We start from the raw sequence: 23649 nt of genomic DNA on the forward strand, positions 1-23649 counted from the left end.
CGGAGCGGCATCATCGATCCGGTTGCTCGAGGCGATACCTGGCCAGCCACCTTGCGTGGTCGGCCGGCGTGTCGATATCGAAAGCGGCGGCCGGCAGGTCATGGGCATCGACCCGTTCGGCATACGTGTCCAGCAATGCACGCGCTCCATGCGTTCCGTGGAGCGCCGCGAGTTCATCGAAGCAAAACCGTGGAAACAGGCAGGGCGGTCCCAGATGGCCGTCGTAGCGCGCAGCAAGGATGCGATCGGGGCGACGGGCATGCGCCTTCAGCATCCGCGCGAGATCCGTCGCGTCGATCGAGGGCTGATCCGCTAGCAGCAGCATGACGGACGTCAATGAGGGCGCCTGCTCCGCGATCGCGCGGACACCGGCCGCCAACGATCCGCCCATGCCGCTCGACCAGTCCCGGTGCTCGATCACCTGGACGTCCAAATCACCGAGGCTCGCCAGCACCTGCTCATGATAGGCGCCGGTGACCACCACCACCGGTGACAGCACGGCCGCGACGGCGGCCATCGCCATGCGTCGCACCATGGGTTCACCATCGAGCATCAACAGCTGTTTGGGTGCGCCGAACCGGCTGGCGTTACCCGCTGCCAACAGCACCGCACCGATGGTGGCGCTGGCAGACGTCATGCGTGGATGGGCGTACCCGTTCGTGACAGCAATCCGCCTTGCTTGCCATTGCGCAGCGCGAGGATCTCCGCCGCCACGGCAAGCGCGATCTCCTGGGGCGTTTCCGAACCCACGTCCAGCCCGGCCGGTACGTGCAGGCGCGGGTCGACCCGCGCCAACGCGCTGGTGATCTGCGCGGCGCGCTGGCGCGAACCGATCACGCCGATGTAGCCCACCCCGCTGTCGAGCAGCGCGGCGACATAGTCGAGGTCACGCTCCAGTCGATGCGTCATCACGACGGCCGACGTCATGGCGTCGAGCACCACCTGCGTGGCCAGGGAACGTGCGGACGCCCCGATACGGTGGATGCCGCCGTCGGTATCGCCGCCTGCCTGCGCGGGATCGACCAGGGTCGTGCGCCAACCCAGTTGCATCGACAGTTCGCCCAGCATGCGCGCGCCGATCCCATCGCCGATCACGACCAGCGCATGCGGAGGCCGCAATGGCTCGATGAGTACGTCGTAATGCCTGGCATCACTTTCTACCCGGATGGATGTCGCCGCCATGGCATGGGCCGGGCGCAGAACGGCTTCGATGCGTGAGCGCAATGCATCGTCGTCGATGTCGCTCCAGGCCATGTCGTCGCTCCATACCGTGCGCCATGGTCGTGGAGAAACCGGTTGTCCATCGACGGCATAGATCGTGGCGAGCGCGCCGGTACAACGTCGCTCCCGCAATCGCGCCATCGCTTCCAGGAATCGCAGGTCTCCTTCGCCGCGCAGAGGCTCGATCAACACATCGAGCTCACCGCCGCAGCCGGTTTCCAGCATCACGTCGTAGTTCGCATCGCGCCCGTAGGACACCAGCTGCGCCTCGCCGTCCTCCATCACCTGCTGCGCGCGCCACACGATATCGCGCTGGGGACAGCCACCGGACAGCTCGCAGACCAGGCCTCCATCGCGCCGTACCAACATGCTCGCGCCCGCCCGGCGGAACGTCGAGCCACGTGTCTGGGTAATGGTTGCCAGCGCCGCGGACGGCGCACCGGAAGCCAAAGGCAACGCCCGCGCGGCGCGGTACAACGAGTCGAACTCTTGGGCGACGTTCATGGCTCGGGGTCGTCAGGATCCGGCCATGATGTTGCGTCATAACGGGGCAACGGCGCCAGCTTTCGCACCAAGCCCGATGCCCGGCACCTTCACTTGTCTTTTCTCTCGCGAAGAGGAAGATGCGTCGAGGTCTTTGCCTGGCGGCTCGTACGCGACAGCCCCGCGATGACCATGCGCAAACGACCATCGACGCATGTCGCAGGAAGTTGCCGCGACATGCGTAGCCGGCACACCACGCCAGAAGGGAGCTCCGCATGATCGCCCTTACCATCAACGGGCATGACACCCAGGTCGACGTGCCCGACGACATGCCACTGCTGTGGGTGCTGCGTGACGTGGTCGGGCTCACCGGCACCAAGTTCGGTTGCGGCATCGCCCAATGCGGTGCCTGTACGGTGCACCTGGACGGACAGGCCATACGCTCGTGCGTCCTTCCGGTAAGCGGTGCCGTCGGCAAGAAGATCACCACTATCGAAGGCATCGGCGACACCGACGTCGGCAAGCGCGTGCAACAGGCATGGCTGGGCGTCGAGGTGGCGCAATGCGGCTACTGCCAGACCGGCCAGATCATGAGCGCTACCGCGCTGCTCGCGCAGAAGCCCTCACCCACCGACGCGGATATCGATACGGCGATGTCGGGCAACCTTTGCCGCTGCGGCACTTATGTACGCATCCGCGCCGCGATCAAGCAGGCCGCCACGGGCACGACCGTCGTACCGCAGACCATCGCCTGAACTGCACTCCCACCCTCGCAACGCTCGAGAGGCAGCCATGAATCTTCGCGTTCCACCTTCGCCGCAAGACGCGGACCTGCAGAGCCCTTCGCGCCGGGAGCTGATCAAGCGCGGCGGCCTGGTGGTGGCCTTCATGTGGCTGGGCGGTGCCGGTCGCGTATGGGGGTTGTCGGACAGCGAACGCGTCGACGCGAGCCACCCCGCGTTCGCGCCCAACGCCTTCGTGCGCGTCGGCAACGACGGCAGCATCCAGCTGGTGATGCCGACCGTGGAGATGGGGCAAGGTTCGTACACCGGCCAGGCCACCCTGCTGGCGGAGGAGCTGGACGTCGGCCTCGACCAGATCACGGTCGAGCACGCGCCGGCCAATCGCAAGCTGTATGCCAATCCGCTGCTCGGCGAACAGGCGACCGGTGGATCCACCACCATCCGCTTCTGCTGGACATCGCTGCGCAACGCCGGTGCAGCGGCGCGCTCCATGCTGGTCGCGGCGGCCGCGCAGCGCTGGAAGGTCGACGACGCCTCGCAATGCACGGTGGCGCGCGGCGTGGTCACTCACGCTGCCAGCAACCGCACGCTGCGCTATGCCGAACTTGCCGACGCCGCGGCCAAGGTGCCGATGCCCGACAAGGTCACGCCGAAGGACCCCAAGGACTTCCAGCTGATCGGCAAGCCCTTGCGTCGCGTGGATACGCCGGCGAAGGTCGACGGCACCCTGCCCTTCGGCATCGACATCCGCGTGCCGGGCATGAAGGTCGCCACCGTGCGCGCCAGCCCTACCTTCGGCGGCAAGCTCGCCTCGGTGGACGACACGCGCGCACGCGCCATACCGGGCGTGCTCAAGGTGGTGAAGATCGACAACGCGGTGGCGGTGATAGGCGAGCACTTCTGGGCCGCCAAGCAGGGCCTGGAAGCGCTCGACATCACCTGGGACCGCGGCGCCAACGCCAACTTCAGCACCGAGCAGTTGTTCAAGGACATGGCGGAAGCTTCCGAGCATGGCAAGCCCATCCTCGGCCGCGAAGTCGGGCACGTGGACAACGTGAAGGGCAAGGTGGTCTCCGCCACCTACCAGTTGCCCTTGCTTGCCCATGCGACGATGGAGCCGATCAATACCACCGTCCACGTGCGCCCGGACAGCTGCGAGATCTGGGTCGGCACGCAGGTGCCCGCGCGTTGCGCCGACGTCGCGGCGAAGGTCACCGGCTTGCCGCCGGAAAGCATCACGGTGCACAACCAGTACCTCGGTGGCGGTTTCGGCCGGCGCCTGTTCGAGGATTCGGTGGAACAGGCGGTCGCCATCGCCAAGCAGGTGGATTTTCCGGTCAAGATCATCTGGACGCGCGAGGAAGACATCGCGCAGGACCGCTATCGCCCCGCCTACTACGACCGCATTTCGGCCACGCTCGACGACAACGGCAAGCCGGTTGCATGGACCGACCGCACCACGGGCGCCTCCGTGCTCGCCACGTTTGCGCCGGGCGCGATGGGCAAGAACGGCCTGGACGGCGATCTGGTGGAATGCTCGGCGGAGCTTCCCTATGCCATACCGAACATGCGGGTGGACTGGGTGCGCCACGACATGCCCGAAGGGCTCGCGGTCGGCTGGTGGCGCGGCGTGGGCCCCACGCATAACGTGTTCGTGGTCGAAAGCTTCGTGGATGAACTCGCGCATGCCGCCGGCAAGGATCCGGTGGCCTATCGGCGCGACATGGTGAGCGACAACCCGCGCGCCAAGGCGGTATTGGAGTTGGCCGCCCAGAAGGTCGGCTGGGGCCAGGGCTCGCTGCCGCCACGCCATGGCCGCGGCGTGGCGCTGGCGGCGCCGTTCGGAAGCTACCTGTGCGTAGTGATGGATGTGGAAGTGTCGCCGCAGGGCGTGATTTCCATGAAGCGCGCCGTGGCTGCTGTCGATTGCGGCTGGGTGGTGAACCCCAACACGGTGGAAGCGCAGATCCAGGGCGGCCTGGTATTTGGCTGGAGCGCTGCGCTGTACAGCGGCATCACGCTGAAGAACGGCGCGGTGGAGCAGCGCAACTTCAACGACTACCGCGTGCTTCGCCTCAACGAAACGCCGGAGATCGAAGTACACATCCTGCCGAGTACGGAGAAGCCCGGCGGCATCGGCGAAACCGGCACGGTGATGGCCATGCCCGCGTTGACCAACGCCATCTTCGCCGCCACCGGCGTACGCATACGGACGCTCCCGATCGATCGCGGCGCGCTCGTGCAGGACCAGAACGCACTCAAGGCCGTGCTCACGGCCACCACGACGGAGGAATCCGGGCATGGTGACGCCATCGACATGGCGAGGAGGCTCGCATGAAGATCGGGCGCATCATCGGTGCACTCGTCGGCCTGATCGTGCTGGTGGGCATCGTCTTCACCGCCTATGCCCTGCTCACCGTGACGCAGGGCGGCGACGAGAACGCGAAACAGCCGTCCGTGGCGGGCGCGCCCGCCGATATCACCGACCCGAAGGCGCGCGGCGAATACCTCACGCGTGCGGCCGATTGCGCGGCCTGCCACACCGTGCCCGGCGGCCAGCCCTTTGCCGGCGGCGTGCCGTTCAAGCTGCCGTTCGGCACCCTCTATTCCTCCAACATCACCGCGGACAAGGACACCGGCATCGGCAAATGGAGCGATGACGATTTCGTGCGCGCGATGCATGCCGGCGTCGACAAGGACGGCCATCCGCTGTATCCGGCGTTTCCGTATACCTCGTACACCGCGCTGAGCCGCGACGACATCCTCGCCATCAAGGCCTACCTCTTCAGCCTGCCTGTCGCGCATGCGCCCGCCCGGGCCAACGAACTGTCGTTCCCGTACAACCAGCGCTGGGCCATCAGCCTGTGGAACGCGATGTTCCTGAAGAAGCAGCGCTTCGAGCCGCAAGCTGGCAAGCCGGAAGCGTGGAATCGAGGCGCCTACCTCGCCACCGCCCTTGGTCATTGCGGCGAGTGCCACACGCCGAGAAACGCCGCGTTCGCGTTGAAGCATGGCGAAGCGCTCGCCGGCGCCGAACTGCAAGGCTGGAAGGCCTACAACATCACCTCCGACAAGGACCACGGGGTTGGCGCGTGGACCGATCAGGAGCTGGCCGATTACCTCGCCAAGGGACACGCCGCCGGCCGCGGCACGGCCTCCGGGCCGATGGGCGAAGTGGTGGAGAACAGCCTGCAGTACCTCACGCCGGCCGATCTTTCCGCGCTGGTTGCCTATCTACGCGACGTGCCTGCGCGTCAGGGCGGCGTTTCCACGGCTCCCGCCGCCACGGCCGCTGCACCGGCAACAGCCAACGCAACGGCGGGATTGGGCGAGCAGCTGTTCGTCGGCGCCTGTGCCGGCTGCCATCTCGACAACGGACAAGGACGACAGAGCGAATACGCCTCGCTCGCGGGCATGCGCTCCGTGCGGGACCCACACGCCACCAACCTCACGCAGATCGTGCTTGGCGGCTCGCGCTTGAGCGTCGGAAACCAGCATGCCTTCATGCCCTCGTTCGGCGAGGCTTATACCGACGCCGAGATCGCCGCGCTGTCCAACTACGTGCTGAGCCACTTCGGCGGCCAGCCGGGCACGCTCAGCGCGTCGGACGTGGCTGAACGCAGGAAGGGACAGTAGCTCGGCGCACGTTTCTAGCGACTCCTGCACGAGCGGTTCACGGCGCGGGTACGTAGCCGAGCGCAGCGTAGACAACCACGCCATTGCCTGGAATCGCGACATGCGCCTACGTTCCGTCGTCATCGGCATCGCTTTCATCATGTCATCCGCCTGCTTTGCGCAGGCGGCGCCTCCGGCCGGCGCGGGCACCGTGCCGACGCCACGCGAACCCACGATGCCCATGCCGATGCACGATCCCAAGAACCCGAGCCGCGTGATTCCTTCGCCCAGCGCAGGCGACCAGCAACTGGCGGCCAACGTGCAGCAGACACTTCAACGCGACAACTCGTTGTCACCCGCGGGTCGCCAGGTGAAGGTCATCGCCTCGGACGGCGCCGTCGTCCTGCGTGGTCCCGTCGCCAACGACGCGGAAAAGGCGAAGATCGACTCCGTCGTGCGCGGCCTTCCCGGCGTCAAGGAAGTCACCAACGAGCTCGACGTCAAACGGTAACCCCTCCGTCATATCGCTCGCCGCGTCATAGCGAACGCTGCAGCGCGCCATGACAATGCATCCACACCTGCGCATGCACGATGCCTCTTTCCGTGCGGCGAAGGTGGCGTGATGCCGAAGCTCGATCCTGCACTGCTGGACGCGATGCACCGCTACTGGTGCGCGGCCAACTATCTCACCGTGGGCCAGATCTACCTGCGCGAAAACCCGCTGCTGGAACAGCCACTGACGCTGGACCACATCAAGAAACGCCTGCTCGGCCACTGGGGCACCACGGCAGGCCTCAACTTCATCTACACGCACCTCAACCGCGCGATCAAGCAATACGACCTGGACATGATCTACGTGATCGGTCCCGGCCACGGCGGCCCGGGACTGGTCGCGCACGCGTATCTGGAAGGGTCCTACACGGAAACCTATCCGCGCGTGGAACGCACGCGCGAAGGCATGCGCCTGCTGTTTCGCCAGTTCTCCTGGCCTTACGGCATTCCCAGTCACGTGGCGCCCGAAACGCCGGGCTCCATCCATGAAGGTGGCGAACTCGGCTATTCGCTGTCGCACGCCTACGGCGCCGCCTTCGACAGTTCGGAGCTGATCGTCGCCTGCGTCGTCGGCGATGGCGAAGCGGAGACAGGTCCGCTGGCGACCAGCTGGCATTCCAACAAATTCATCAACCCGAAGCGCGATGGCGCGGTGCTGCCGATCCTTCATCTGAACGGCTACAAGATCGCCAACCCCACGGTGCTCGCACGCATCGGCGATCGCGAACTCAAGCAGCTGCTGCAGGGTTACGGCCACGATCCCATCTTCGTGGAAGGCGACGAGCCCATGCCGATGCACGCCGCCTTCGCCGCCGCGCTGGACAGTTGCATACGCCGCATCCGTCGCATCCAAGGCGAGTCGCGTCGCAGCGATGCACCGGCCAAACGCGCCCGCTGGCCGATGATCGTCCTGCGCTCGCCCAAGGGTTGGACCGGTCCGGCTTTCGTCGACGGCCTGCCCGTCGAGAACACCTGGCGTTCGCACCAGGTGCCGTTGTCGGACATGTCCAAGCCAGGTCACGTCGCCATCCTCGAGCAGTGGATGAAGAGCTACAGGCCGCACGAACTGTTCGACGAGCGCGGCACCCTGGTCGACGAGCTGGCCGCACTCGCGCCCACCGGCGAGCGCCGCATGAGCGCCAATCCGCACGCCAACGGCGGCCTGCTGTTGAAACCACTGCACCTGCCGGATTTTCGCGAGTACGCGCTTGCGATCGAACAACCCGGTTCCGTGCGCGCCGAAACCACGCGGCACCTGGGCGCATGGTTGCGCGACGTGATGAAACTCAACCTGGAATCATCGAACTTCAGGCTGTTCGGCCCTGATGAAACCGCCTCCAATCGCCTTGACGCCGTATACGAGGCCAGCTCCAAGACCTGGCTCAGCGAAACCCTGGATACCGACATCAACCTCGCGCCCACCGGACGCGTGATGGAAATGCTCAGCGAGCACCAGTGCCAGGGTTGGCTGGAAGGCTACCTGCTGACCGGCCGCCATGGCTTGTTCAACTGCTACGAGGCCTTCATCCACATCGTCGACTCGATGTTCAACCAGCATGCGAAATGGCTGAAGGTGACGCGCGACATTCCCTGGCGCGCGCCGATCGCCTCGCTCAACTATCTGCTGAGTTCGCTGGTGTGGCACCAGGACCACAACGGCTTCTCGCACCAGGATCCCGGCTTCATCGACCACGTGGCTAACAAGAAGTCGGAAATCGTGCGCATCTACCTGCCACCCGACGCCAACTGTCTGTTGTCGGTCACCGACCACTGCCTGCGCAGCCGCCAGTACGTCAACCTGATCATTGCCGGCAAGCAGCCGGAATGGCAGTGGCTGGACATCGACGCCGCCGTGGCGCATTGCGCGGCCGGTGCCAGCATCTGGTCGTGGGCCGGCAACGAAGACGGCGACCCCGACGTGGTGCTGGCCTGCGCCGGCGATGCGCCAACCATAGAGGCGCTGGCCGCGGTGATGCTGCTGCGCGAAGTCGTGCCGGAACTGCGGGTGCGCGTGGTCAACGTGGTCGACCTGCTGACGCTGCAGACGATGGACGAGCATCCGCACGGCATGGATCACGAAACCTTCGACCGGCTGTTCACGTGGGATCGACCGGTGATCTTCGCCTTCCACGGCTACCCCGGCATCATCCACCACCTCACCTATCGCCGGCACAACCACGACAACATCCACGTGCGCGGCTACATGGAGGAAGGCACCACTACCACGCCGTTCGACATGATGGTGCTCAATCATCTCGATCGGTACCAGCTGTGTCTGGATGTCATCAACCGCGTGCCGAAGCTTGAGCACCTGCGCAGGCAGGCACACGAACGCTACACCAGCGCGATCGAACGTCATCGTCTCTACGTGAGCGAGCACGGCGAGGATCTGCCGGAAATCAGGAACTGGCGCTGGCAACCGGCATGAACATCCTCACGCTGAATGTCGGTTCGTCATCGCTGAAGTTCGGCTTTTACCAGGTAACGACCAACGGGCCGATCCTGGTGGCGGAAGGCAACGTCGATACCGGCGGCACGCGCCATGCATTGCGCTTCCGGGAGTGCGGCGAATGGCAGGAACTCGCGTTCGAAGGCGATGCCGACGCGCAGGCGTTGCAGCGCCTGCTCGCCCTGCCGCCGATCGTCGTGCTGGGTGCGCCTGTGGCCGTGGCGCATCGCATCGTGCATGGCGGCCCTTCGGTGCGCCGGCATTGCCTCATCGATGACGAAGTGCTCGCCGCCATCGAGGCGGCGGCTAGCTTCGCACCGCTGCACGTGCCGCCGGCGCTGGCGTGGGTACGCCACAGCCGCGAACTGTTGCCCGAAGCGCAGCAGGTCGCCTGCCTCGACACGGCGTTTCACTACCCCCTCCCCGACCTGTCGCGTGTATTGCCCCTGCCGCATGCGCTGCAACGCGAAGGCGTGGAGCGCTACGGGTTCCACGGATTGTCGTGCGAATCGATTCTCGCGCAGCTGCACGTGATCCCGCCTCACGTGGTCATCGCGCACCTGGGCAGCGGCGCCAGCCTGACCGCCGTGCGCCATGGGCGCTCGGTCGACACCAGCATGGGCATGACGCCCACCGGCGGCATCATCATGGGAACGCGTCCGGGCGACATCGATCCGGGCGTCCTGCTGTTCCTGCTGCGCGAAAAGCACTGCAACCCCGAACAGCTGCAGGATCTGCTGGAGCATCGCTCCGGTTTGCACGGCATTTCCGATCTCAGCGCCGACGTGCGCAAGCTCGCCGAAGCCACCGGGCAGCCGCTCGCCCAGCTGGCGCTCGAGCAGTTCGCCATGTCGGTGGCCAGGCAGGCCGCGGGCATGGCCGTCGTGCTCGGCGGCCTGGACCTGCTGGTGTTCACCGGCGGCATCGGCGAGCACCATGCGCCGACGCGGGAGCGTGTCATCGCGATGCTGCGGCCGCTGCTGCCGTCGCTGCAAACGCGCGTGCTGCCCTCACGGGAAAACCTGGTGATGGCGCGCCATGCTGCGCGCCTCGTCGCCCCGCCAACCGCTCAGAAGTAGATCTGCGCCCGCATCTCGAAGATGTGCGGATTCACCTCGAGGTTGCCGCGATCGCTGAAGGCCCAGACGTAGTTGGCCTGCAACTTGAGGTGCTCGCCGAGATACCAGTTCGCGCCCACCGTCCAGTCGTGTTCCCTGCCGCCGGTGATGGCGCCGTCGTTGAGATCCAGCTCGCTGTAACGCACCGCCACTTCGACGGCGCCCCAGGCATGGGCGGGGCGAATCACCTGCTGGTCGCGACCGGTGTAGCGACGATCGCCGACGTTGCCGTCGCTGTAGTAGCGCGCCTCGCCGGTGAGCGTCCAGGTGGTGAACACGTAGAAGCCGCTGGCGTCGTAATCGGGCTTGCCGTTGTAACGCTGCACCTTGGCCTGCAGGTATTCGCCTTGCACCGACCATGGCCCGTCGATCCACAGTGCTTCGAAGCCTTGTCGTTGCACACTCTTGCTGTACTTCAGGTTGCCCGAATCCACCAGCCGCACCGGCGTGAGGCCGGCTTCGGGACGCGCGCGCAACCGCGCCGCCGGCGGCACGCTGCCCTGGTCGGCCCAGTCGAGTTTTTCGCGGGATGCCGACAGCCCCAGGTGCAGCACGTGGCCTGGTTGATTGATCGGAATCCACGCGGCCCTGGCCGCCCAGGTGCTGCCCGGGTTGTTGCCGTCCAGATCCTTGCGCCAGAAATAATCGCCCACGTTCAACACGAAGTGCGGACGTATCCAGGCCCAGTCGATGCCGGCACGGCGCCCTTCCCATACGGCCTGGGTCGGCAGCGCCGACTCGATGAAGGTGGTGGCCGAGGTGCTCGTCACGCCTTCGAAACCGACCGGCGTCTTCGAATAGCCGAAGCGGAAATTGCCCAGGTCCTCACCCACGACGCCGCTGCTGCGCAGACGCACGAAGGCATCGGCCCATTGCCGTGCCTGGTAGTCGTATTGCGCGATGGCGTCGTAGACACCGGGCTTGCGCAGGTACACGCCGAGGTAGCGCCGCCGGTTCGTATGCGCGTCCTCGAAGCGTCCGTCGTCCTGGGAAAACTCGTTGAGGTCGTACTGGTACAGCACCGCGAGGCCGAAGTCCGTCCCGTCCGAGGCCGTCACATGGGTGGGCCAGTTGCCGTAGAAGTCGTAGTCGGCACCCAAGCAGGCCATGGGCATGCCGAGCAACAAGGCCACGGCGAGGTATCGGCTCGCCAGGGTGATGCGTTTCTTGAAACGTCCAGGCAACAAAGTCATTCACTCGCCTCCCAACGAGGGTTTCATGCTGGCCATACGCGACAGCGTCGGGAAATGACTTTTGTGCATATGCACATGTCGCTGGAACGCCCGTGGCTTGGCTGCGCGTTCGCGCACCGACCTTAGCGCTTCACCCTTGCCCGGCGACCTGCGCCATCTGCTTGACGGCCCTGCCTCTCCCGCGGTCACGAAAGCTCGACGTGCCTGACCGTACACCTGTGCGCACCGGCCCGTTCGGCGCGCGAGGCAGCCATGACCACGCATCCCACGCTCATCGTGCACAACGCGAAGATCCATACGGGTGTAGCGAGGCGTCCCGAGGTGCAGGCCATCGCGGTGACCGGCAACCGCATCGCCGCCGTCGGCACCGACGGGCAGATCCGCTCGCTGGCCGGCCCTGCCACGCAGATCATCGATGCCGGCCGGCGGCGGATCATTCCGGGCCTGATCGACTCGCATATCCACATGATCCGCGGCGGGCTCAGCTACAACCTCGAACTGCGCTGGGATGGCGTCCCGTCACTGGCCGATGCGATGCGCATGCTGGTCGACCAGGTGGCGCATACGCCGCCTCCGCAATGGGTGCGCGTGGTCGGCGGCTTCACCGAACACCAGTTCGCGGAAAAACGCCTGCCGACGCTGGAGGAACTCAACACGGCGGCGCCGGACACGCCGGTGTTCGTGCTGCACCTGTATGACCGCGCCCTGCTGAACGCCGCCACCCTGCGCGCCTGCGGCTACACGCGCGATACGCCCGACCCGCCAGGCGGACGCATCGAACGCAATGGCAACGGCGAGCCCACCGGCCTGCTGCTGGCGACGCCGAGCGCGATGCTGCTGTACTCGGCGCTGGCCCAGGGACCCACCCTGCCCTACGAATACCAGATCAACTCGACCCGGCATTTCATGCGCGAGTTGAATCGGCTCGGTATCACCAGCGTGATCGATGCAGGGGGCGGCCTGCAGCATTATCCCGATGACTACCGCGCCATCGAGGAGCTGCAGCAGCATCGCCTGCTCACCGTGCGCGTGGCCTATAACCTTTTCACCCAGCGGCCCGGCGAAGAACTGGAGGATTTCAGGCACTGGTCCTCCATCCTGCGCCCTGGCGATGGCGACGAGTTCTATCGGGTCAACGGCGCCGGCGAAATGCTGGTGTTCTCCGCAGCGGATTTCGAGAACTTCCGCCAGCCCCGGCCGGATCTTCCAGGCCACATGGAGAACGACCTGGAGCAGGTCGCGCGCCTGCTCGCCACGCGACGGTGGCCGTGGCGCATGCATGCGACCTATGACGAAACGATCGGTCGCGCGCTGGATGTGTTCGAGCGCATCGACCGCGATGTCCCGCTGCAAGGCCTTCGCTGGTTCTTCGATCATGCGGAGACCGTCTCCGATCGCAACCTGGAGCGCATCGCGCGACTGGGCGGAGGCATCGCGATACAACACCGCATGGCGTACCAGGGCGAGTACTTCGTCGAGCGATATGGCGGCGCCGTCGCCGAGCGCACGCCGCCGGTGCGCCGCATGCTGGAGATGGGGCTTCATGTCGGTGCCGGCAGCGATGCCACCCGCGTCGCCAGCTACGATCCATGGACCACGCTGCATTGGCTCACCACCGGGCGCACGCTGGGCGGACTGCAGCTCTACCCGGACCGCAACCGGCTGGACCGCGCGACGGCATTGGCGCTGTGCACGCGGAACAACACCTGGTTCTCCGGCGAGGACGAACTCAAGGGACAACTGGACGTTGGGCTGCTCGCCGATTTCGCGGTGCTGTCACACGACTACTTCCAGGTGCCCGACGAAGCGATCCGCCAGATCGTGTCCGAACTGACCGTGGTGGATGGACGCATCGTGTACGCCGCCGGCGACTTCGAGCACCACGACCTTGCGCCGCCGCGCCCGATGCCCGACTGGTCACCCGTGCATACCGGCAGCCGTTACCGGAAATCGCCGTCCGCGCACGAAGCCCTGCAGGTATTGGCGCCTCCCCAGGGTTGCGCCACGCACGAGCGAGCCGGGCACGCCCTGTGGGGCATGCCCGGCTGTTCCTGCTGGGCGTTCTGAACGCGACGATCAGAAGCGCAGCCGCACGAACAACGACGGCCCCCTCAACTTCATGTCGAGGTTGGCGCGATAGTTGGTGCGATTCTGTTCCAGCTTGATCCGCGTGTAGCCGTATTCGCCGCCGATGCCCAGATTCTCGATGGGAAACCATTCCAGGCCGAGCGCCGCGTTGTAGATGTGTCCGGCGAGATTGCCGCCATTCTTCTTCACGCCGTAGACATCGGCATACATGCGCAGGTCGTGCGTGAAGGCGTGGCGCCAGCCGAGCTGGAGTACCGGCGCCCAGGCCGTTTCGTGCGTCGAAGCCTCCGCCTGCGCGGTCTCTCCGTTCAACGAGGCCTCGCCGGCAATGCGCGCGCGCACGCCGTAGTATGCGGCGCCGACGCCGAAGCCGAAGACATCGCTGCCGCTACCGAACCACCAGCGATACGAGGCGCTGCCGAAATTGAAGTTGAGCTTGCCGTCGACGCGCGCCGAGGCGTCGAAATGGTTGCCGTCATAGTCGATCGCGCGGCTGATGGACCGGCTATGCGTGCGGTCGATCCCGAAAAAGTCGAAAGAAAATCCCTGGTGGTCGCCGATCAGGAAATCGAGGCGTGCGCGCGGCACGGCCTTGTGGTGCTGGAACCCAAGATCGTCCTCGAGGCCGACGCTGCCGCTGTACTGGCCACTGCGATCGCTCGCGCCGATGCGCGTGTCGGTGTCGGAATAGAAACCGCCGATCCACAGGCTGGCCCGGTCCAGCGCCGGCGAGGTATCGGCAAAGGCAGGCGCGCTGCAGGCCGCGCCCAGCGCAAACAGCGCGCCGCACACACCGTGGCATCGCGCGGTGTTTTCCGTTTTCGTCATGGGGTCATCTCCTTGGGCAATGCGGGTCACCTTGGAGATCGGAATGTCGATACGAGGTACCTGTCGCGTGACTGTCGCGCGCAGGCGTTGTCCTCGGTCATCGATGTCACGGCGATGCCGACATCCCTTCCACGACCCGCGCACGTTCCCTGGACGCGCCGGCCACGCTACGCACATGCCGCGTGCACATGTCGGCCCCAGGTGCGGGGCATGACCGCAGTGCAGCTCGTTCGATCGCATCGAACATGTTCGTCGAAAGCACGGTACGGCAACCGCTGGGGCGAATAGCAACATGACGCCATCGACCCACTTCCACCAAGGAGCAACGTCATGAACCGTTTCGCGAACAAGACCATCCTCGTCACCGGCGGCAGCAGTGGCATCGGCCTCGCCGCCGCCCAGGCATACGCGGCCGAAGGCGCACGCGTGGTGATCACCGCCCGCGACCAGGCTGCACTGGACCAGGTCAGGCCGTCGCTGGGCGATCGAGCCATCGCCATCCGCAACGATGCCGGCTCGGCAGCGTCCGCGAAAGCGCTGGCTCAGGCACTCGCCGAGCAAGGCATCAAGCTCGACGCCGTATTCCTCAACGCCGGCGTGGCGAAGTTCGCCCCTCTCGATGCCGTCGACGAGGCGCTGTGGGACCTGACCTTCGACACCAACGTGAAGGGACCCTACTTCCAGATCCAGGCGCTGGCGCCACTGCTCAACCGCGGCGCGTCCATCGTGATCAACGGCTCGATCAACGCGCATCTCGGCATGCCGTCATCGTCGGTTTACGCGGCCAGCAAGGCCGCGGTGATCTCGCTCGCCAGGACGCTTTCCGCCGAGCTGCTGCCTGCCGGCGTACGCGTCAACGTGGTCAGCCCGGGGCCGGTGGAAACCCCGCTCTACGGCAAGCTCGGCCTGGACCAGGCCGCGCTCGAGGCCACGGCGGCGCAGATCCAGTCGCAGGTGCCGCTGGGCCGGTTCGGCAAGCCCGCGGAAATCGCCTCCACCGTGCTGCACCTGTCCTCGCCGGAGTCCGCCTTCATCGTGGGCACCGAAATCATCGTCGATGGTGGCATGAGCCAGCTGTAGCCACGACCCGGGTTTGCGGGAGGATGGGTCCCGCAAACCCGCCGGCGATTCTGACCCAGATCAGAGCCAGCCGAGGAGCGACATTGCCAGACTGCCGCCCGCCTCCGGCAGCCTCATCCCACGCAAGCCGTCCATGACGACCTCCTCCCCCGCCGCCCCCCGCTCCTTCGACCCGCTGGCCATGATGCTGGCTGCGCCGCATCGAGCGATGTTCCTCATCGGCGCACTGGCCCTGCTCGCCAACATGGGCTGGTGGACGTGGGCGTTGCTGGCCTCCTGGCACGGCTGGCCGTTCGCGGCGCAGGCCATGCCTGCGGCCTGGGCCCACGGTTTCCTGATGCAGTACGCGACGCTGTCGCCTTTCGTATTCGGCTTCCTGCTGACCGTGTTTCCGCGCTGGATGAACCTCGCGGAGGTGCCTAAGCGTACGTATGCCACGGTGTTCGGATCGATCCTGGGCGGCGGCCTGCTCGTTCTGGCCGCGCAGAGCGGCGCACCAGCCGTGCTTCCGGTCGGGCTGGCGGCGATGCTGACCGGCTGGACGGTGGCGCTGCTGGCCCTCGGTCGTCGCCTCGCGCAGTACCGCGGACGCGACGTATGGGCGGTATCGTGTTTTGCCGCCCTGCTGCTGGGCGCCATCGGCATCGCACTCGCCCTGGCCTTCGCCTGCGGCGCATCGCCGCGTCTCATGCAGGCGGCCAATGCCCTGGGCACGTTTGGCCTGCTGCTGCCGGTCTATTTCACGGTCGCGCACCGCATGGTGCCGTTCTTCTCCAACAACGTGATCCCCGGCTACCGCGTCGTTCGCCCCGCCTGGTCGCTGGCTGCCGTGTGGGCTCTGCTGCTGGGCCATCTGGTACTCGACCTCGCCGGCCTTCCCAGCCGGCGTTGGCTGACCGACCTCCCGCTGACCGGGTTGCTGCTCTGGCAATGGCTCGCCTGGCAGCCGTGGAAAGCGCGCGGGCCAGGGCTGCTGACCGTGCTTTACGTGGCATTGGCGTGGCTGCCTGTATCCTTTGCGCTGTTCTCCGCCGACAGCCTCTCGCTGGCCTGGCATGGCAGCAGCGGCTGGGCGCGCGCACCCTTGCACGCGCTCACCATCGGCTTCTTCGCCTCGATGCTGGTCGCCATGGTCACGCGCGTGACGCACGGCCATTCGGGTCGACCGCTGGCCATGGGAGTGGTCCCCTGGATCGCCTTCCTTGGCATGCAGCTGACGGCCGTCGTGCGGATACTGGCCGACAGCGCCAAACAACCGTGGCCGATCTACACGGCGGCGGCGCTGCTCTGGCTGCTCGCGCTGGCCCCGTGGGTCGTGCGATCGGCATGGATTTATCTGACACCTCGTCGGGACGGCAAGCCGGGCTGACTCGACCGCTTCACGAACGGAAGACATACCGATGGCGCTCTTCGACCAGGCCAACGAGATAGGCATTGCCACGCTGGTGGATCGTTTCTACGACAAGGTGCAGGCCGACGCCCAACTCGGCCCGGTGTTCAACCAGGCCGTCCATGACTGGCCGGCGCACAAGGTCACGCTGCGCGACTTCTGGTCCTCGCTGATCCTTCGCTCGGGCCGCTACCGCGGCAACCCGATGAGCGTGCACCGCGCCCTGCCGCGTTTTCCGCAGGCGCTGTTCTATCGCTGGCTGGAACTGTGGCGTGAAACGGCGCGCGAAGTCTTCTCACCGGCGGCGGCCGAGCTGTTCATCGGCACCGCCGAGCGCGTGGCGCAGGGCCTCAGCATGGGCCTTGAACTCGGCCGCCTCTCGCTGGAGCATCCCTCGCGGATCGTCGGCCCGCTGCACATCGTGTCCGAGCCGCCACGGACCGCATAAAGACGGCTCAGCGGATGAGCAACCCGCGCTTGCCCGGCTTGCCGTCCCATGCCGCCGCGTCATCGAGCGCGGCCACTTTCGTGGTGATCACCGGCCACTGTCGGGCCAGTTCGGCATTGATGGTGACGAACACCGATTGCTCCGCCGGAACGTCGCCTTCTGCATAGATGGCGTCCACCGGGCATTCGTCGACGCACAAGGTGCAATCGATGCACTCGTCCGGATCGATCACCAGGAAGTTCGGCCCCTCGTGGAAACAATCGACCGGGCAGACCTCGACGCAATCGGTGTGCTTGCAGTTGATGCAGTTTTCGGTGACGACGTGGGTCATGCGGTACCTCATGCGACCGCCAAGTGTCGCCCTTGGCCCACGGCAATCCCCTGATTCAGATCAGTAAAAACTCGGTGGCGACTGACACCGGAACGTCGCATCATCGAGGGGGGCAAATGATCTGCGTCAATGCACCACGTCACCCGTAAGGTGGCTGCCGTGGAAAATTGACGTGCGTCATCGAAGTGCGTCGTTTAGACGAGGCAACATCGTCCAATTCACAGGGTGGTTCCCATGCCGAATACCGAGTACTACGACGACAAGGTCGTCCGCCTTTTCCTATTGGGAGCGGCCGTCTGGGGCATCATCGGCATGTCGGTCGGCGTCTACGCCGCGGCCGAACTGATGTGGCCGGCCTTCAACTTCGATATCCCCTGGCTGACCTTCAGCCGCATCCGCCCCGACCACACGTTCGGCGTCATCTTCGCCTTCGGCGGCTCGGCCCTGATGGGCACCTGCTACTACGTCGTGCAGCGCACGGGACACACGCGCCTGGCGTTGCCGAAACTGGCCGAGTCCACCTTCTGGGGCTGGCAGCTGATCTGCGTGCTCGCCATGGTGACCATGCCGCTCGGCATCACGCAGAGCAAGGAATACGCCGAGCCGGAATGGTTCGTCGACATCCTGATCGCGGTGGTGTGGGTGTCCTTCGGCGTGGTGTTCTTCGCCACCCTCGCCCGCCGGCGCATCCGCCACATCTACGTGGCCAACTGGTACTACGGCGCGTTCATCATCGCGGTCGGCCTGCTGCACATCGTCAACAACGTCGCGCTGCCGATCAGCCTGACCAAGTCCTACCCGGTCTATTCGGGCGTGGTCGATGCGATGGTGCAGTGGTGGTACGGCCACAATGCGGTGGCGTTTTTCCTCACCGCAGGCTTCCTCGGCATGATGTACTACTTCGTGCCGCGCCAGGCGCAGCAGCCGCTGTGGAGCTACCGTTTCTCCATCGTCAATTTCTGGGCGCTGATCTCGGTGTACATGTGGGCGGGCTCGCACCACCTGATGTACACCGCCCTGCCTGACTGGGTGCAGTCGGTGGGCATGGCGTTCTCGCTGATCCTGCTGATGCCGAGCTGGGGCTCGGCCGCCAACGGACTGCTCACCTTCAACGGTTCATGGCACAAGCTCAAGACCGACCCGGCCGCCAAGTTCATGGTGCTCTCGCTGGTGTTCTACGCCGCGTCCACCTTCGAAGGCTCGATGATGGCGATCAAGACGGTGAACTCGCTGTCGCACTACACCGACTGGACCATCGCCCACGTGCATTCCGGTTCGATCGGCTGGGTGGCGATGATCACCATCGGCTCGCTCTACGCCATGGCGCCGCGTGCGCTGGGCCAGCCCGCCATGTATTCGCGCAAGGCGATGGAACTGCACTTCTGGCTGCACATCATGGGCCTGCTGTTGTACGTGGGTTCGATGTGGACGGCGGGCGTGACCGAAGGCCTGATGTGGCGTGCCACCAACGCGGACGGTTCGCTCACCTATTCCTTCCTGGACAGCCTCATCGCGGTCAAGCCGATGTACCTGATCCGCTGGCTGGGTGGCGTGTTCGTGCTGAGCGGCATGGTGGTGATGGCGTGGAACCTCTGGTACACGGCCGCCGACGCCCGCGCGCGGATCATCAAGCCGATCCCCGTTCCCATCCCCGAACCGGAACCGCACCAGGTTCCCGCCCCGCTCCCGGCGGTAGGTTAAGGCATACACCATGGCCTACAAGCATTTCGAAGCCATCGAGAAACACGCCGCCCTGCTGGGCGTGCTCACTGCCGTCATGGTCTCCATCGGCGGCCTCGCCGAGATCACGCCGCTCTTCATGGAAGCGCACGCGGTCAAGGCGCCGGCACACGTCAAACCCTATGATCCACTGCGTCTCGCCGGCCGCGACATCTACGTGCGCGAAGGCTGCTATCTCTGCCACTCGCAGATGATCCGCGCCCTGCGTGCGGAGACGGAGCGTTACGGCCACTACTCGGTGGCGGAGGAGTCGGTGTACGACCGACCCTTCCAGTGGGGCTCCAAGCGTACCGGCCCGGACCTGGCCCGCGTCGGCGGCAAGTACTCGGACCAGTGGCATGAGTTGCACCTGATAAGTCCGCGCCAGGTCGTGCCGCAGTCGAACATGCCCGGTTATCCGTGGCTGGTGAAGGCCAAGCTGGACGCCAGCGATATCCAGGCGCGCATGCGCGGCTTGCGCAAGCTGGGCGACCCGTATACCGATGCCGACATCGACGGCGCTCCGGCGGCGCTGGAAGGCAAGAGCGAGATGGATGCGCTGGTGGCCTACCTGCAGGGACTGGGCATCAAGAACGAACCCCAGGTCGCCGCGGGCGCCAAGCCGGCCAGCGACGGAGGCGCGCCATGAGCGAGATCTGGGGTCACCTCACCGGGGTCATCATCGTGACGATGATGGTCGCCTTCATATGCATCTGGGCGTGGGCCTGGAGCGGCTATCACAAGAAGGCGTTTTCCCGCATGGCCGAGCTGCCGATGGAAGACGAAGCCGACAACGAACATGCCACGCACGCCATCGAGGGGGGCAAGCAGCCATGAGCCTGTTCTGGTCGCTTTGGATCATGTTCCTGGTGGTGCTCAACCTGGGCATCACGCTGTTCCTCTTCCTGTGGGCGCCGCGCGCCAAGATCCCGGTGCAGGCGGACGGCACCAGCGGTCACGTGTGGGCCCACGGCGTGCTGCGCGAAGGCGTGCAGAAGCTGCCGATGTGGTGGGTCGTGCTGTCGGCGGCGATGTTCGTCATCGGCTTTGCGTACCTGGCGCTGTACCCGGGTTTCGGCGCCTTCAAGGGCGCGCTCGGGTGGACATCGCACAAGGAACTGGCGGAGGCCTCGGCAGCCAACGAAGCCAAGCTGGACGAGCTGATGAAGCGCTTTTCGCTTTATCCGATCGAACAGCTGGCCGGTGACCCGGCCGCGCAGCAGCTCGGCGAACGGCTGTTCATGGACAACTGCGCCGCGTGCCACGGCCGCGCCGCGAACGGCAACGTGCTGCTGGGCGCGCCCGACCTCACTGACAACGACTGGCTGTACGGCGGCGACGGCAAGGACATCTATACGTCCATCCATGACGGGCGCAGCGGCGTGATGCCGCCCTGGGCCAGCCTCGGCGAGGACAACGTGGACCATCTCGTGCAGTACGTGCTGAGCCTCTCCGGCTCGCCGCACGACGAGAAGGCGGCGGAAGCCGGCAAGCCGTTGTTCGCGACCTGCGCGGCCTGTCATGGACCGGACGGCAAGGGCAACCCCGCACTGGGCGCGCCGAACCTCACCGACCACATCTGGTTGCACGGCGGCACCGTCGCGGACATCCACAAGACCATCCACGATGGCCGACAGGGTCACATGCCGGCGTGGAGCCCACGCCTGACCGACGACCAGATCCGTGTACTTGCAGCCTACGTGTACCACGTCTCGCACCATGGCAATGCCAGCGACTAATACCGCGCAGGCCGCTCCCTCCACCTGGTATCGGCAACCGATCGTCTGGCTGGGAGCGATGCTCTTCCTGGCCTCGCTGGCCGGCTGCGTGTGGATGATCGTGCTGGGTGCCCGCCACGCCGACGAACCGGTAGACGCCCCGCACGCCGTCTTCGGCGTGCCGTCGAGTTCGCACAACAGCCACAAGCCACCCGCCACGCCATGAACAGCTACGAGGCATGGGCGCATCCCCGCCTGGCCGCCCAGGTATTGCGGCCTCGTCGTGACGGCCACAGCGAGGTGGCGCTGCGCGTGGAATCGCTGCAGGGTGCCCAGAAGGTGCTTCGTCTGGAACAGGCGATCCATGCGTTGCCGGGCGTGAGCGGGGTAAGCGTCGACGCACCGGCGCGGCGCGTCCGCGTGGTATGGGACACGCGTCGCACCACGCTTCCCTCCCTGCTCCAGGCCTTCGCGTCGATGCGCTGCGCCGCACAGCCGCTGCGCAGCGACAGCATCGACGACACGCGCACGCGCGAAGCACACGACATGCTCAAGCGCATGCTGGTGGCCGGCATGTTCGCGATGCAGGTGATGACCTATGCGTTCGTCATCTATATCGGCGTGGTCGATTTCGTGGATTTCACGACACGCGGCCTGTTCCGCTGGCTGAGCCTGATCTCCACGCTGCCGGTGGTGTTCTATTCCACGCATCCTTTCACCGCGGGCGCGCTGCGCGAGCTGCGCGAACACCGCCTGGGCATCAACCTGCCGGTGGCCCTGGCGGTGTGGCTGGTGTTTCTCGCCAGCACGTACAGCACCGTGCACGGCACGGGCGAGATCTATTTCGACTCGGTGACGATGTTCGTGTTCCTGCTGCTGGCCGGGCGCTACGTCGAATTGCGCGCGCGTCATCGCAGCGGTGCGCTGGGCGACGCGGTGATCGACAGCACGCCGCTGCTGGCCGAACGCCGCAAGCCCGACGGCACGCTGGAAACGGTGCCCGCGATCGAGCTGCTTCCGGGCGATTGCGTACACCTCTCCGAGGGCTCCACCGTGCCAGCCGATGGTGTGCTGGAAAGTACGCGCGTGCAGGTGGATGAGGCCTTGCTCACTGGCGAATCCACGCCGGTCACGCGCCAACGCGGCGAGCATCTGGCCGCGGGCAGCGTGCTGCTCACGGGCCCGGCCCAACTGCGCGTCGAACACGGTGGCGAAGCCACGGCGGTCGCGCGCATCGGTGCGCTTGGCGCCCGCGCACGCCTGGCGCGCGAGGCCGCGTTGCCACGTGGCGATGCGGAACTGCGGCGGTTCGTGGCGCGCGTGCTGGCGCTCACCGTGGTGACGGCACTTGGCTGGCTGCTGGTCGATCCGTCCAGGGCGTTCGCCAGCGCCGTCGCCGTGCTGGTCATCGCCTGCCCCTGCGCCTTCGCGTTGACCGCTCCCGCCGCCCTTACGCGTGCCCTCGGCGTGCTGGCGCAGCGCGGCGTGCTGGTCGCCGACAGCGCGGCGCTCGCCGCCCTGGGTCGCGCCGATCTCGCCATGCTGGACAAGACGGGCACGCTGACCGTGCCTCGTCTCGATCGACAGGACGTCGACGTGCTGCGCGAAGGCGACGCGAACTCGGCGCTTGCCACCGCGGCGGCGCTGGCGCGCGAAAGCTCCCATCCGGTGGCGCAGGCGGTCGCGCACGCGGCGGCCGGCCTTCCGTTGCTGCGCGCGCACGAGGTGTCAGTGACGCCGGGCGGCGGCATCGCAGGCGAGATCGATGGACGTGCATGGCGGCTGGGCCACATCGGCTTTGCACTGGGTCTCGCCGATGGCCGCCCGGACGACCGCTTGTGGCTGGCCGACGACAACGGCGCATTCGCCGCTTTCCGGCTGCGCGAGCGGCCGCGTGACGATGCGCCATCGACCGTGGATGCCCTGCGCGCGGACGGCATGGATCTGCAGATCGCCAGTGGCGATATCGCAACCCGTGTGGCCGCCGTCGCCGACGCGCTTGGCATCGAGACCTGGCATGCCGCGCAGACGCCCGACAGCAAGCTCGCCTTGTTGAAGACAGCCCATGCAAGCGGCCGCGTCACGCTCGCCGTGGGCGACGGCACCAACGACGTGCCGGTACTGGCCGGCGCCGACGTGTCCGCCGCCCTCGCCACGGGCACCGAAGTGGCGCAGGCGCAAGCCGATCTCCTGCTGCTGCACGGACACCTGCACGGCTTGGTGGAGGCGCGTGCGATCGCACGCCAGGTGCAGCATGTCATCGCGCAGGGACGCCGCTGGTCGCTGGGCTACAACCTCTGCGCGGTGCCGTTCGCGGCACTGGGTTGGGTTCCGCCGTGGCTGGCCGCGATCGGCATGTCGCTCAGCTCGCTGGCCGTCGTCGTCAACGCCTGGCGCATCGGCCGCCAGCGCGAAGCCACGCCTCCGGTGCTGCGCGCGTGAACATCCTGCTCGCCCTCATCCCCGTCACGCTGCTGATCATCGTCGTGGCGATCGGCATCTTCTTCTGGGCGGTGAATCACCGGCAATTCGACGACCTGGACAGTCCCGGTGTGCTGCCGTTGATGGAAGAGGAACCGGTCGAACGCGCACGGGCAGAGGCTGCAGTGGCGCCCGGCACGAGAGCCGGCGAAACCGCCGGCCCGTCGCGTACCCCGCGCTGAAAGCTTCCGC

22 protein-coding genes are annotated in these 23649 nt (G+C 66.3%); 17 read left to right on the forward strand and 5 right to left on the reverse strand.

Annotation, left to right across the window (positions count from 1 at the left end; all coding sequences use genetic code 11):
- Positions 1-10 precede the first annotated feature (10 nt).
- Together CA260_RS11505 and CA260_RS11510 are read right to left on the reverse strand one after the other, a co-directional pair.
- Positions 11-637, reverse strand: coding sequence for a nucleotidyltransferase family protein (locus tag CA260_RS11505; protein WP_111983239.1), 627 nt, complete (start codon positions 635-637; stop codon positions 11-13).
- Entirely contained in the window at positions 634-1725 is a 1092-nt protein-coding gene (locus CA260_RS11510) for an XdhC family protein (protein ID WP_111983240.1), read from the reverse strand. The genes CA260_RS11505 and CA260_RS11510 overlap by 4 nt, the downstream gene beginning before the upstream one ends.
- A 254-nt stretch (positions 1726-1979) precedes the next feature.
- On the opposite strand from CA260_RS11510, the gene CA260_RS11515 reads away from it, so the two are divergent.
- The 6 genes from CA260_RS11515 to CA260_RS11540 all read left to right on the forward strand — a co-directional run bounded on the left by CA260_RS11515 (position 1980) and on the right by CA260_RS11540 (position 10142).
- Entirely contained in the window at positions 1980-2459 is a 480-nt protein-coding gene (locus tag CA260_RS11515; RefSeq protein ID WP_111983241.1) for a (2Fe-2S)-binding protein, read from the forward strand.
- 37 nt (positions 2460-2496) lie between these two features.
- Entirely contained in the window at positions 2497-4785 is a 2289-nt protein-coding gene (locus CA260_RS11520; RefSeq protein ID WP_111983242.1) for a xanthine dehydrogenase family protein molybdopterin-binding subunit, read from the forward strand.
- On the forward strand, positions 4782-6083 hold the full coding sequence (locus tag CA260_RS11525) for a cytochrome c (protein ID WP_111983243.1): 1302 nt from the start codon (positions 4782-4784) through the stop codon (positions 6081-6083). Before CA260_RS11520 ends, CA260_RS11525 begins: the two co-directional genes overlap by 4 nt.
- 100 nt (positions 6084-6183) lie before the next feature.
- Positions 6184-6573: a BON domain-containing protein gene (locus tag CA260_RS11530; protein WP_111983244.1), complete on the forward strand. Its 390-nt coding sequence runs from the start codon at positions 6184-6186 to the stop codon at positions 6571-6573.
- Positions 6574-6684: 111 nt separating this feature from the next.
- Complete coding sequence (locus CA260_RS11535; RefSeq protein WP_111983245.1) at positions 6685-9042, forward strand: phosphoketolase family protein; 2358 nt, start codon at positions 6685-6687, stop codon at positions 9040-9042.
- A complete protein-coding gene (locus tag CA260_RS11540) occupies positions 9039-10142 on the forward strand; it encodes an acetate/propionate family kinase (protein WP_111983246.1) in 1104 nt (367 codons plus the stop codon). Before CA260_RS11535 ends, CA260_RS11540 begins: the two co-directional genes overlap by 4 nt.
- Here CA260_RS11540 and CA260_RS11545 read toward each other — a convergent pair.
- Complete coding sequence (locus CA260_RS11545) at positions 10133-11374, reverse strand: OprO/OprP family phosphate-selective porin (protein WP_111983247.1); 1242 nt, start codon at positions 11372-11374, stop codon at positions 10133-10135. The two genes, CA260_RS11540 and CA260_RS11545, sit on opposite strands and share 10 nt — an antisense overlap.
- A 252-nt stretch (positions 11375-11626) precedes the next feature.
- Here CA260_RS11545 and CA260_RS11550 point away from each other — a divergent pair, with 252 nt between their 5' ends.
- Complete coding sequence (locus tag CA260_RS11550; protein ID WP_111983248.1) at positions 11627-13441, forward strand: amidohydrolase; 1815 nt, start codon at positions 11627-11629, stop codon at positions 13439-13441.
- Between the two features lie 9 nt (positions 13442-13450).
- Here CA260_RS11550 and CA260_RS11555 read toward each other — a convergent pair whose 3' ends face one another.
- On the reverse strand, positions 13451-14290 hold the full coding sequence (locus tag CA260_RS11555; RefSeq protein ID WP_238149731.1) for a hypothetical protein: 840 nt from the start codon (positions 14288-14290) through the stop codon (positions 13451-13453).
- Between the two features lie 330 nt (positions 14291-14620).
- Between CA260_RS11555 and CA260_RS11560 the strand changes: the two genes are divergently transcribed.
- The 3 genes from CA260_RS11560 to CA260_RS11570 all read left to right on the forward strand — a co-directional run bounded on the left by CA260_RS11560 (position 14621) and on the right by CA260_RS11570 (position 17208).
- Positions 14621-15370: an SDR family oxidoreductase gene (locus tag CA260_RS11560; RefSeq protein WP_111983249.1), complete on the forward strand. Its 750-nt coding sequence runs from the start codon at positions 14621-14623 to the stop codon at positions 15368-15370.
- A 133-nt stretch (positions 15371-15503) separates the two neighbouring features.
- Positions 15504-16739, forward strand: a complete 1236-nt coding sequence (locus tag CA260_RS11565) for an NnrS family protein (protein WP_111983250.1) — start codon at positions 15504-15506, stop codon at positions 16737-16739.
- A 31-nt stretch (positions 16740-16770) separates the two neighbouring features.
- Positions 16771-17208 carry a group III truncated hemoglobin gene (locus CA260_RS11570; protein WP_111983251.1) on the forward strand — a complete coding sequence of 146 codons (438 nt, stop codon included), beginning with the start codon at positions 16771-16773 and terminating at the stop codon, positions 17206-17208.
- Positions 17209-17215: 7 nt separating this feature from the next.
- Here the strand turns inward: CA260_RS11570 and fdxA are convergent, their stop codons facing one another.
- The gene (fdxA, locus tag CA260_RS11575; RefSeq protein WP_111983252.1) at positions 17216-17539 is read right to left on the reverse strand and encodes a ferredoxin FdxA; all 324 of its coding nucleotides are present in this window, start codon (positions 17537-17539) and stop codon (positions 17216-17218) included.
- Positions 17540-17773: 234 nt separating this feature from the next.
- Between fdxA and ccoN the strand changes: the two genes are divergently transcribed.
- From ccoN to ccoS, 7 genes are read left to right on the forward strand one after another with little or no spacing between them, the layout of a single operon-like run.
- The gene (gene ccoN / locus CA260_RS11580) at positions 17774-19240 is read left to right on the forward strand and encodes a cytochrome-c oxidase, cbb3-type subunit I (RefSeq protein ID WP_111983253.1); all 1467 of its coding nucleotides are present in this window, start codon (positions 17774-17776) and stop codon (positions 19238-19240) included.
- 10 nt (positions 19241-19250) lie between these two features.
- On the forward strand, positions 19251-19907 hold the full coding sequence (gene ccoO / locus CA260_RS11585) for a cytochrome-c oxidase, cbb3-type subunit II (protein ID WP_111983254.1): 657 nt from the start codon (positions 19251-19253) through the stop codon (positions 19905-19907).
- A complete protein-coding gene (locus CA260_RS11590) occupies positions 19904-20095 on the forward strand; it encodes a cbb3-type cytochrome oxidase subunit 3 (protein ID WP_111983255.1) in 192 nt (63 codons plus the stop codon). The genes ccoO and CA260_RS11590 overlap by 4 nt, the downstream gene beginning before the upstream one ends.
- Positions 20092-20997, forward strand: coding sequence for a cytochrome-c oxidase, cbb3-type subunit III (ccoP, locus tag CA260_RS11595; RefSeq protein ID WP_111983256.1), 906 nt, complete (start codon positions 20092-20094; stop codon positions 20995-20997). Before CA260_RS11590 ends, ccoP begins: the two co-directional genes overlap by 4 nt.
- A complete protein-coding gene (locus CA260_RS11600; RefSeq protein ID WP_238149732.1) occupies positions 20978-21202 on the forward strand; it encodes a hypothetical protein in 225 nt (74 codons plus the stop codon). The genes ccoP and CA260_RS11600 overlap by 20 nt, the downstream gene beginning before the upstream one ends.
- Positions 21199-23418 carry a heavy metal translocating P-type ATPase gene (locus tag CA260_RS11605; protein ID WP_111983258.1) on the forward strand — a complete coding sequence of 740 codons (2220 nt, stop codon included), beginning with the start codon at positions 21199-21201 and terminating at the stop codon, positions 23416-23418. The genes CA260_RS11600 and CA260_RS11605 overlap by 4 nt, the downstream gene beginning before the upstream one ends.
- Positions 23415-23639, forward strand: coding sequence for a cbb3-type cytochrome oxidase assembly protein CcoS (gene ccoS, locus CA260_RS11610; RefSeq protein ID WP_111983259.1), 225 nt, complete (start codon positions 23415-23417; stop codon positions 23637-23639). Before CA260_RS11605 ends, ccoS begins: the two co-directional genes overlap by 4 nt.
- Positions 23640-23649 lie beyond the last annotated feature (10 nt).

This window comes from Dyella jiangningensis (genome assembly GCF_003264855.1).
GTDB classification, from domain to species: domain Bacteria; phylum Pseudomonadota; class Gammaproteobacteria; order Xanthomonadales; family Rhodanobacteraceae; genus Dyella; species Dyella jiangningensis_C.

Coding starts and splice junctions, on each gene's coding strand:
- CA260_RS11505 (WP_111983239.1), bottom strand. CDS start 637: ATGACGTCTGCCAGCGCCACCATCGGTGCGGTGCTGTTGGCAGCGGGT.
- CA260_RS11510 (WP_111983240.1), bottom strand. CDS start 1,725: ATGAACGTCGCCCAAGAGTTCGACTCGTTGTACCGCGCCGCGCGGGCG.
- CA260_RS11515 (WP_111983241.1), top strand. CDS start 1,980: ATGATCGCCCTTACCATCAACGGGCATGACACCCAGGTCGACGTGCCC.
- CA260_RS11520 (WP_111983242.1), top strand. CDS start 2,497: ATGAATCTTCGCGTTCCACCTTCGCCGCAAGACGCGGACCTGCAGAGC.
- CA260_RS11525 (WP_111983243.1), top strand. CDS start 4,782: ATGAAGATCGGGCGCATCATCGGTGCACTCGTCGGCCTGATCGTGCTG.
- CA260_RS11530 (WP_111983244.1), top strand. CDS start 6,184: ATGCGCCTACGTTCCGTCGTCATCGGCATCGCTTTCATCATGTCATCC.
- CA260_RS11535 (WP_111983245.1), top strand. CDS start 6,685: ATGCCGAAGCTCGATCCTGCACTGCTGGACGCGATGCACCGCTACTGG.
- CA260_RS11540 (WP_111983246.1), top strand. CDS start 9,039: ATGAACATCCTCACGCTGAATGTCGGTTCGTCATCGCTGAAGTTCGGC.
- CA260_RS11545 (WP_111983247.1), bottom strand. CDS start 11,374: ATGACTTTGTTGCCTGGACGTTTCAAGAAACGCATCACCCTGGCGAGC.
- CA260_RS11550 (WP_111983248.1), top strand. CDS start 11,627: ATGACCACGCATCCCACGCTCATCGTGCACAACGCGAAGATCCATACG.
- CA260_RS11555 (WP_238149731.1), bottom strand. CDS start 14,290: ATGACGAAAACGGAAAACACCGCGCGATGCCACGGTGTGTGCGGCGCG.
- CA260_RS11560 (WP_111983249.1), top strand. CDS start 14,621: ATGAACCGTTTCGCGAACAAGACCATCCTCGTCACCGGCGGCAGCAGT.
- CA260_RS11565 (WP_111983250.1), top strand. CDS start 15,504: ATGACGACCTCCTCCCCCGCCGCCCCCCGCTCCTTCGACCCGCTGGCC.
- CA260_RS11570 (WP_111983251.1), top strand. CDS start 16,771: ATGGCGCTCTTCGACCAGGCCAACGAGATAGGCATTGCCACGCTGGTG.
- fdxA (WP_111983252.1), bottom strand. CDS start 17,539: ATGACCCACGTCGTCACCGAAAACTGCATCAACTGCAAGCACACCGAT.
- ccoN (WP_111983253.1), top strand. CDS start 17,774: ATGCCGAATACCGAGTACTACGACGACAAGGTCGTCCGCCTTTTCCTA.
- ccoO (WP_111983254.1), top strand. CDS start 19,251: ATGGCCTACAAGCATTTCGAAGCCATCGAGAAACACGCCGCCCTGCTG.
- CA260_RS11590 (WP_111983255.1), top strand. CDS start 19,904: ATGAGCGAGATCTGGGGTCACCTCACCGGGGTCATCATCGTGACGATG.
- ccoP (WP_111983256.1), top strand. CDS start 20,092: ATGAGCCTGTTCTGGTCGCTTTGGATCATGTTCCTGGTGGTGCTCAAC.
- CA260_RS11600 (WP_238149732.1), top strand. CDS start 20,978: ATGGCAATGCCAGCGACTAATACCGCGCAGGCCGCTCCCTCCACCTGG.
- CA260_RS11605 (WP_111983258.1), top strand. CDS start 21,199: ATGAACAGCTACGAGGCATGGGCGCATCCCCGCCTGGCCGCCCAGGTA.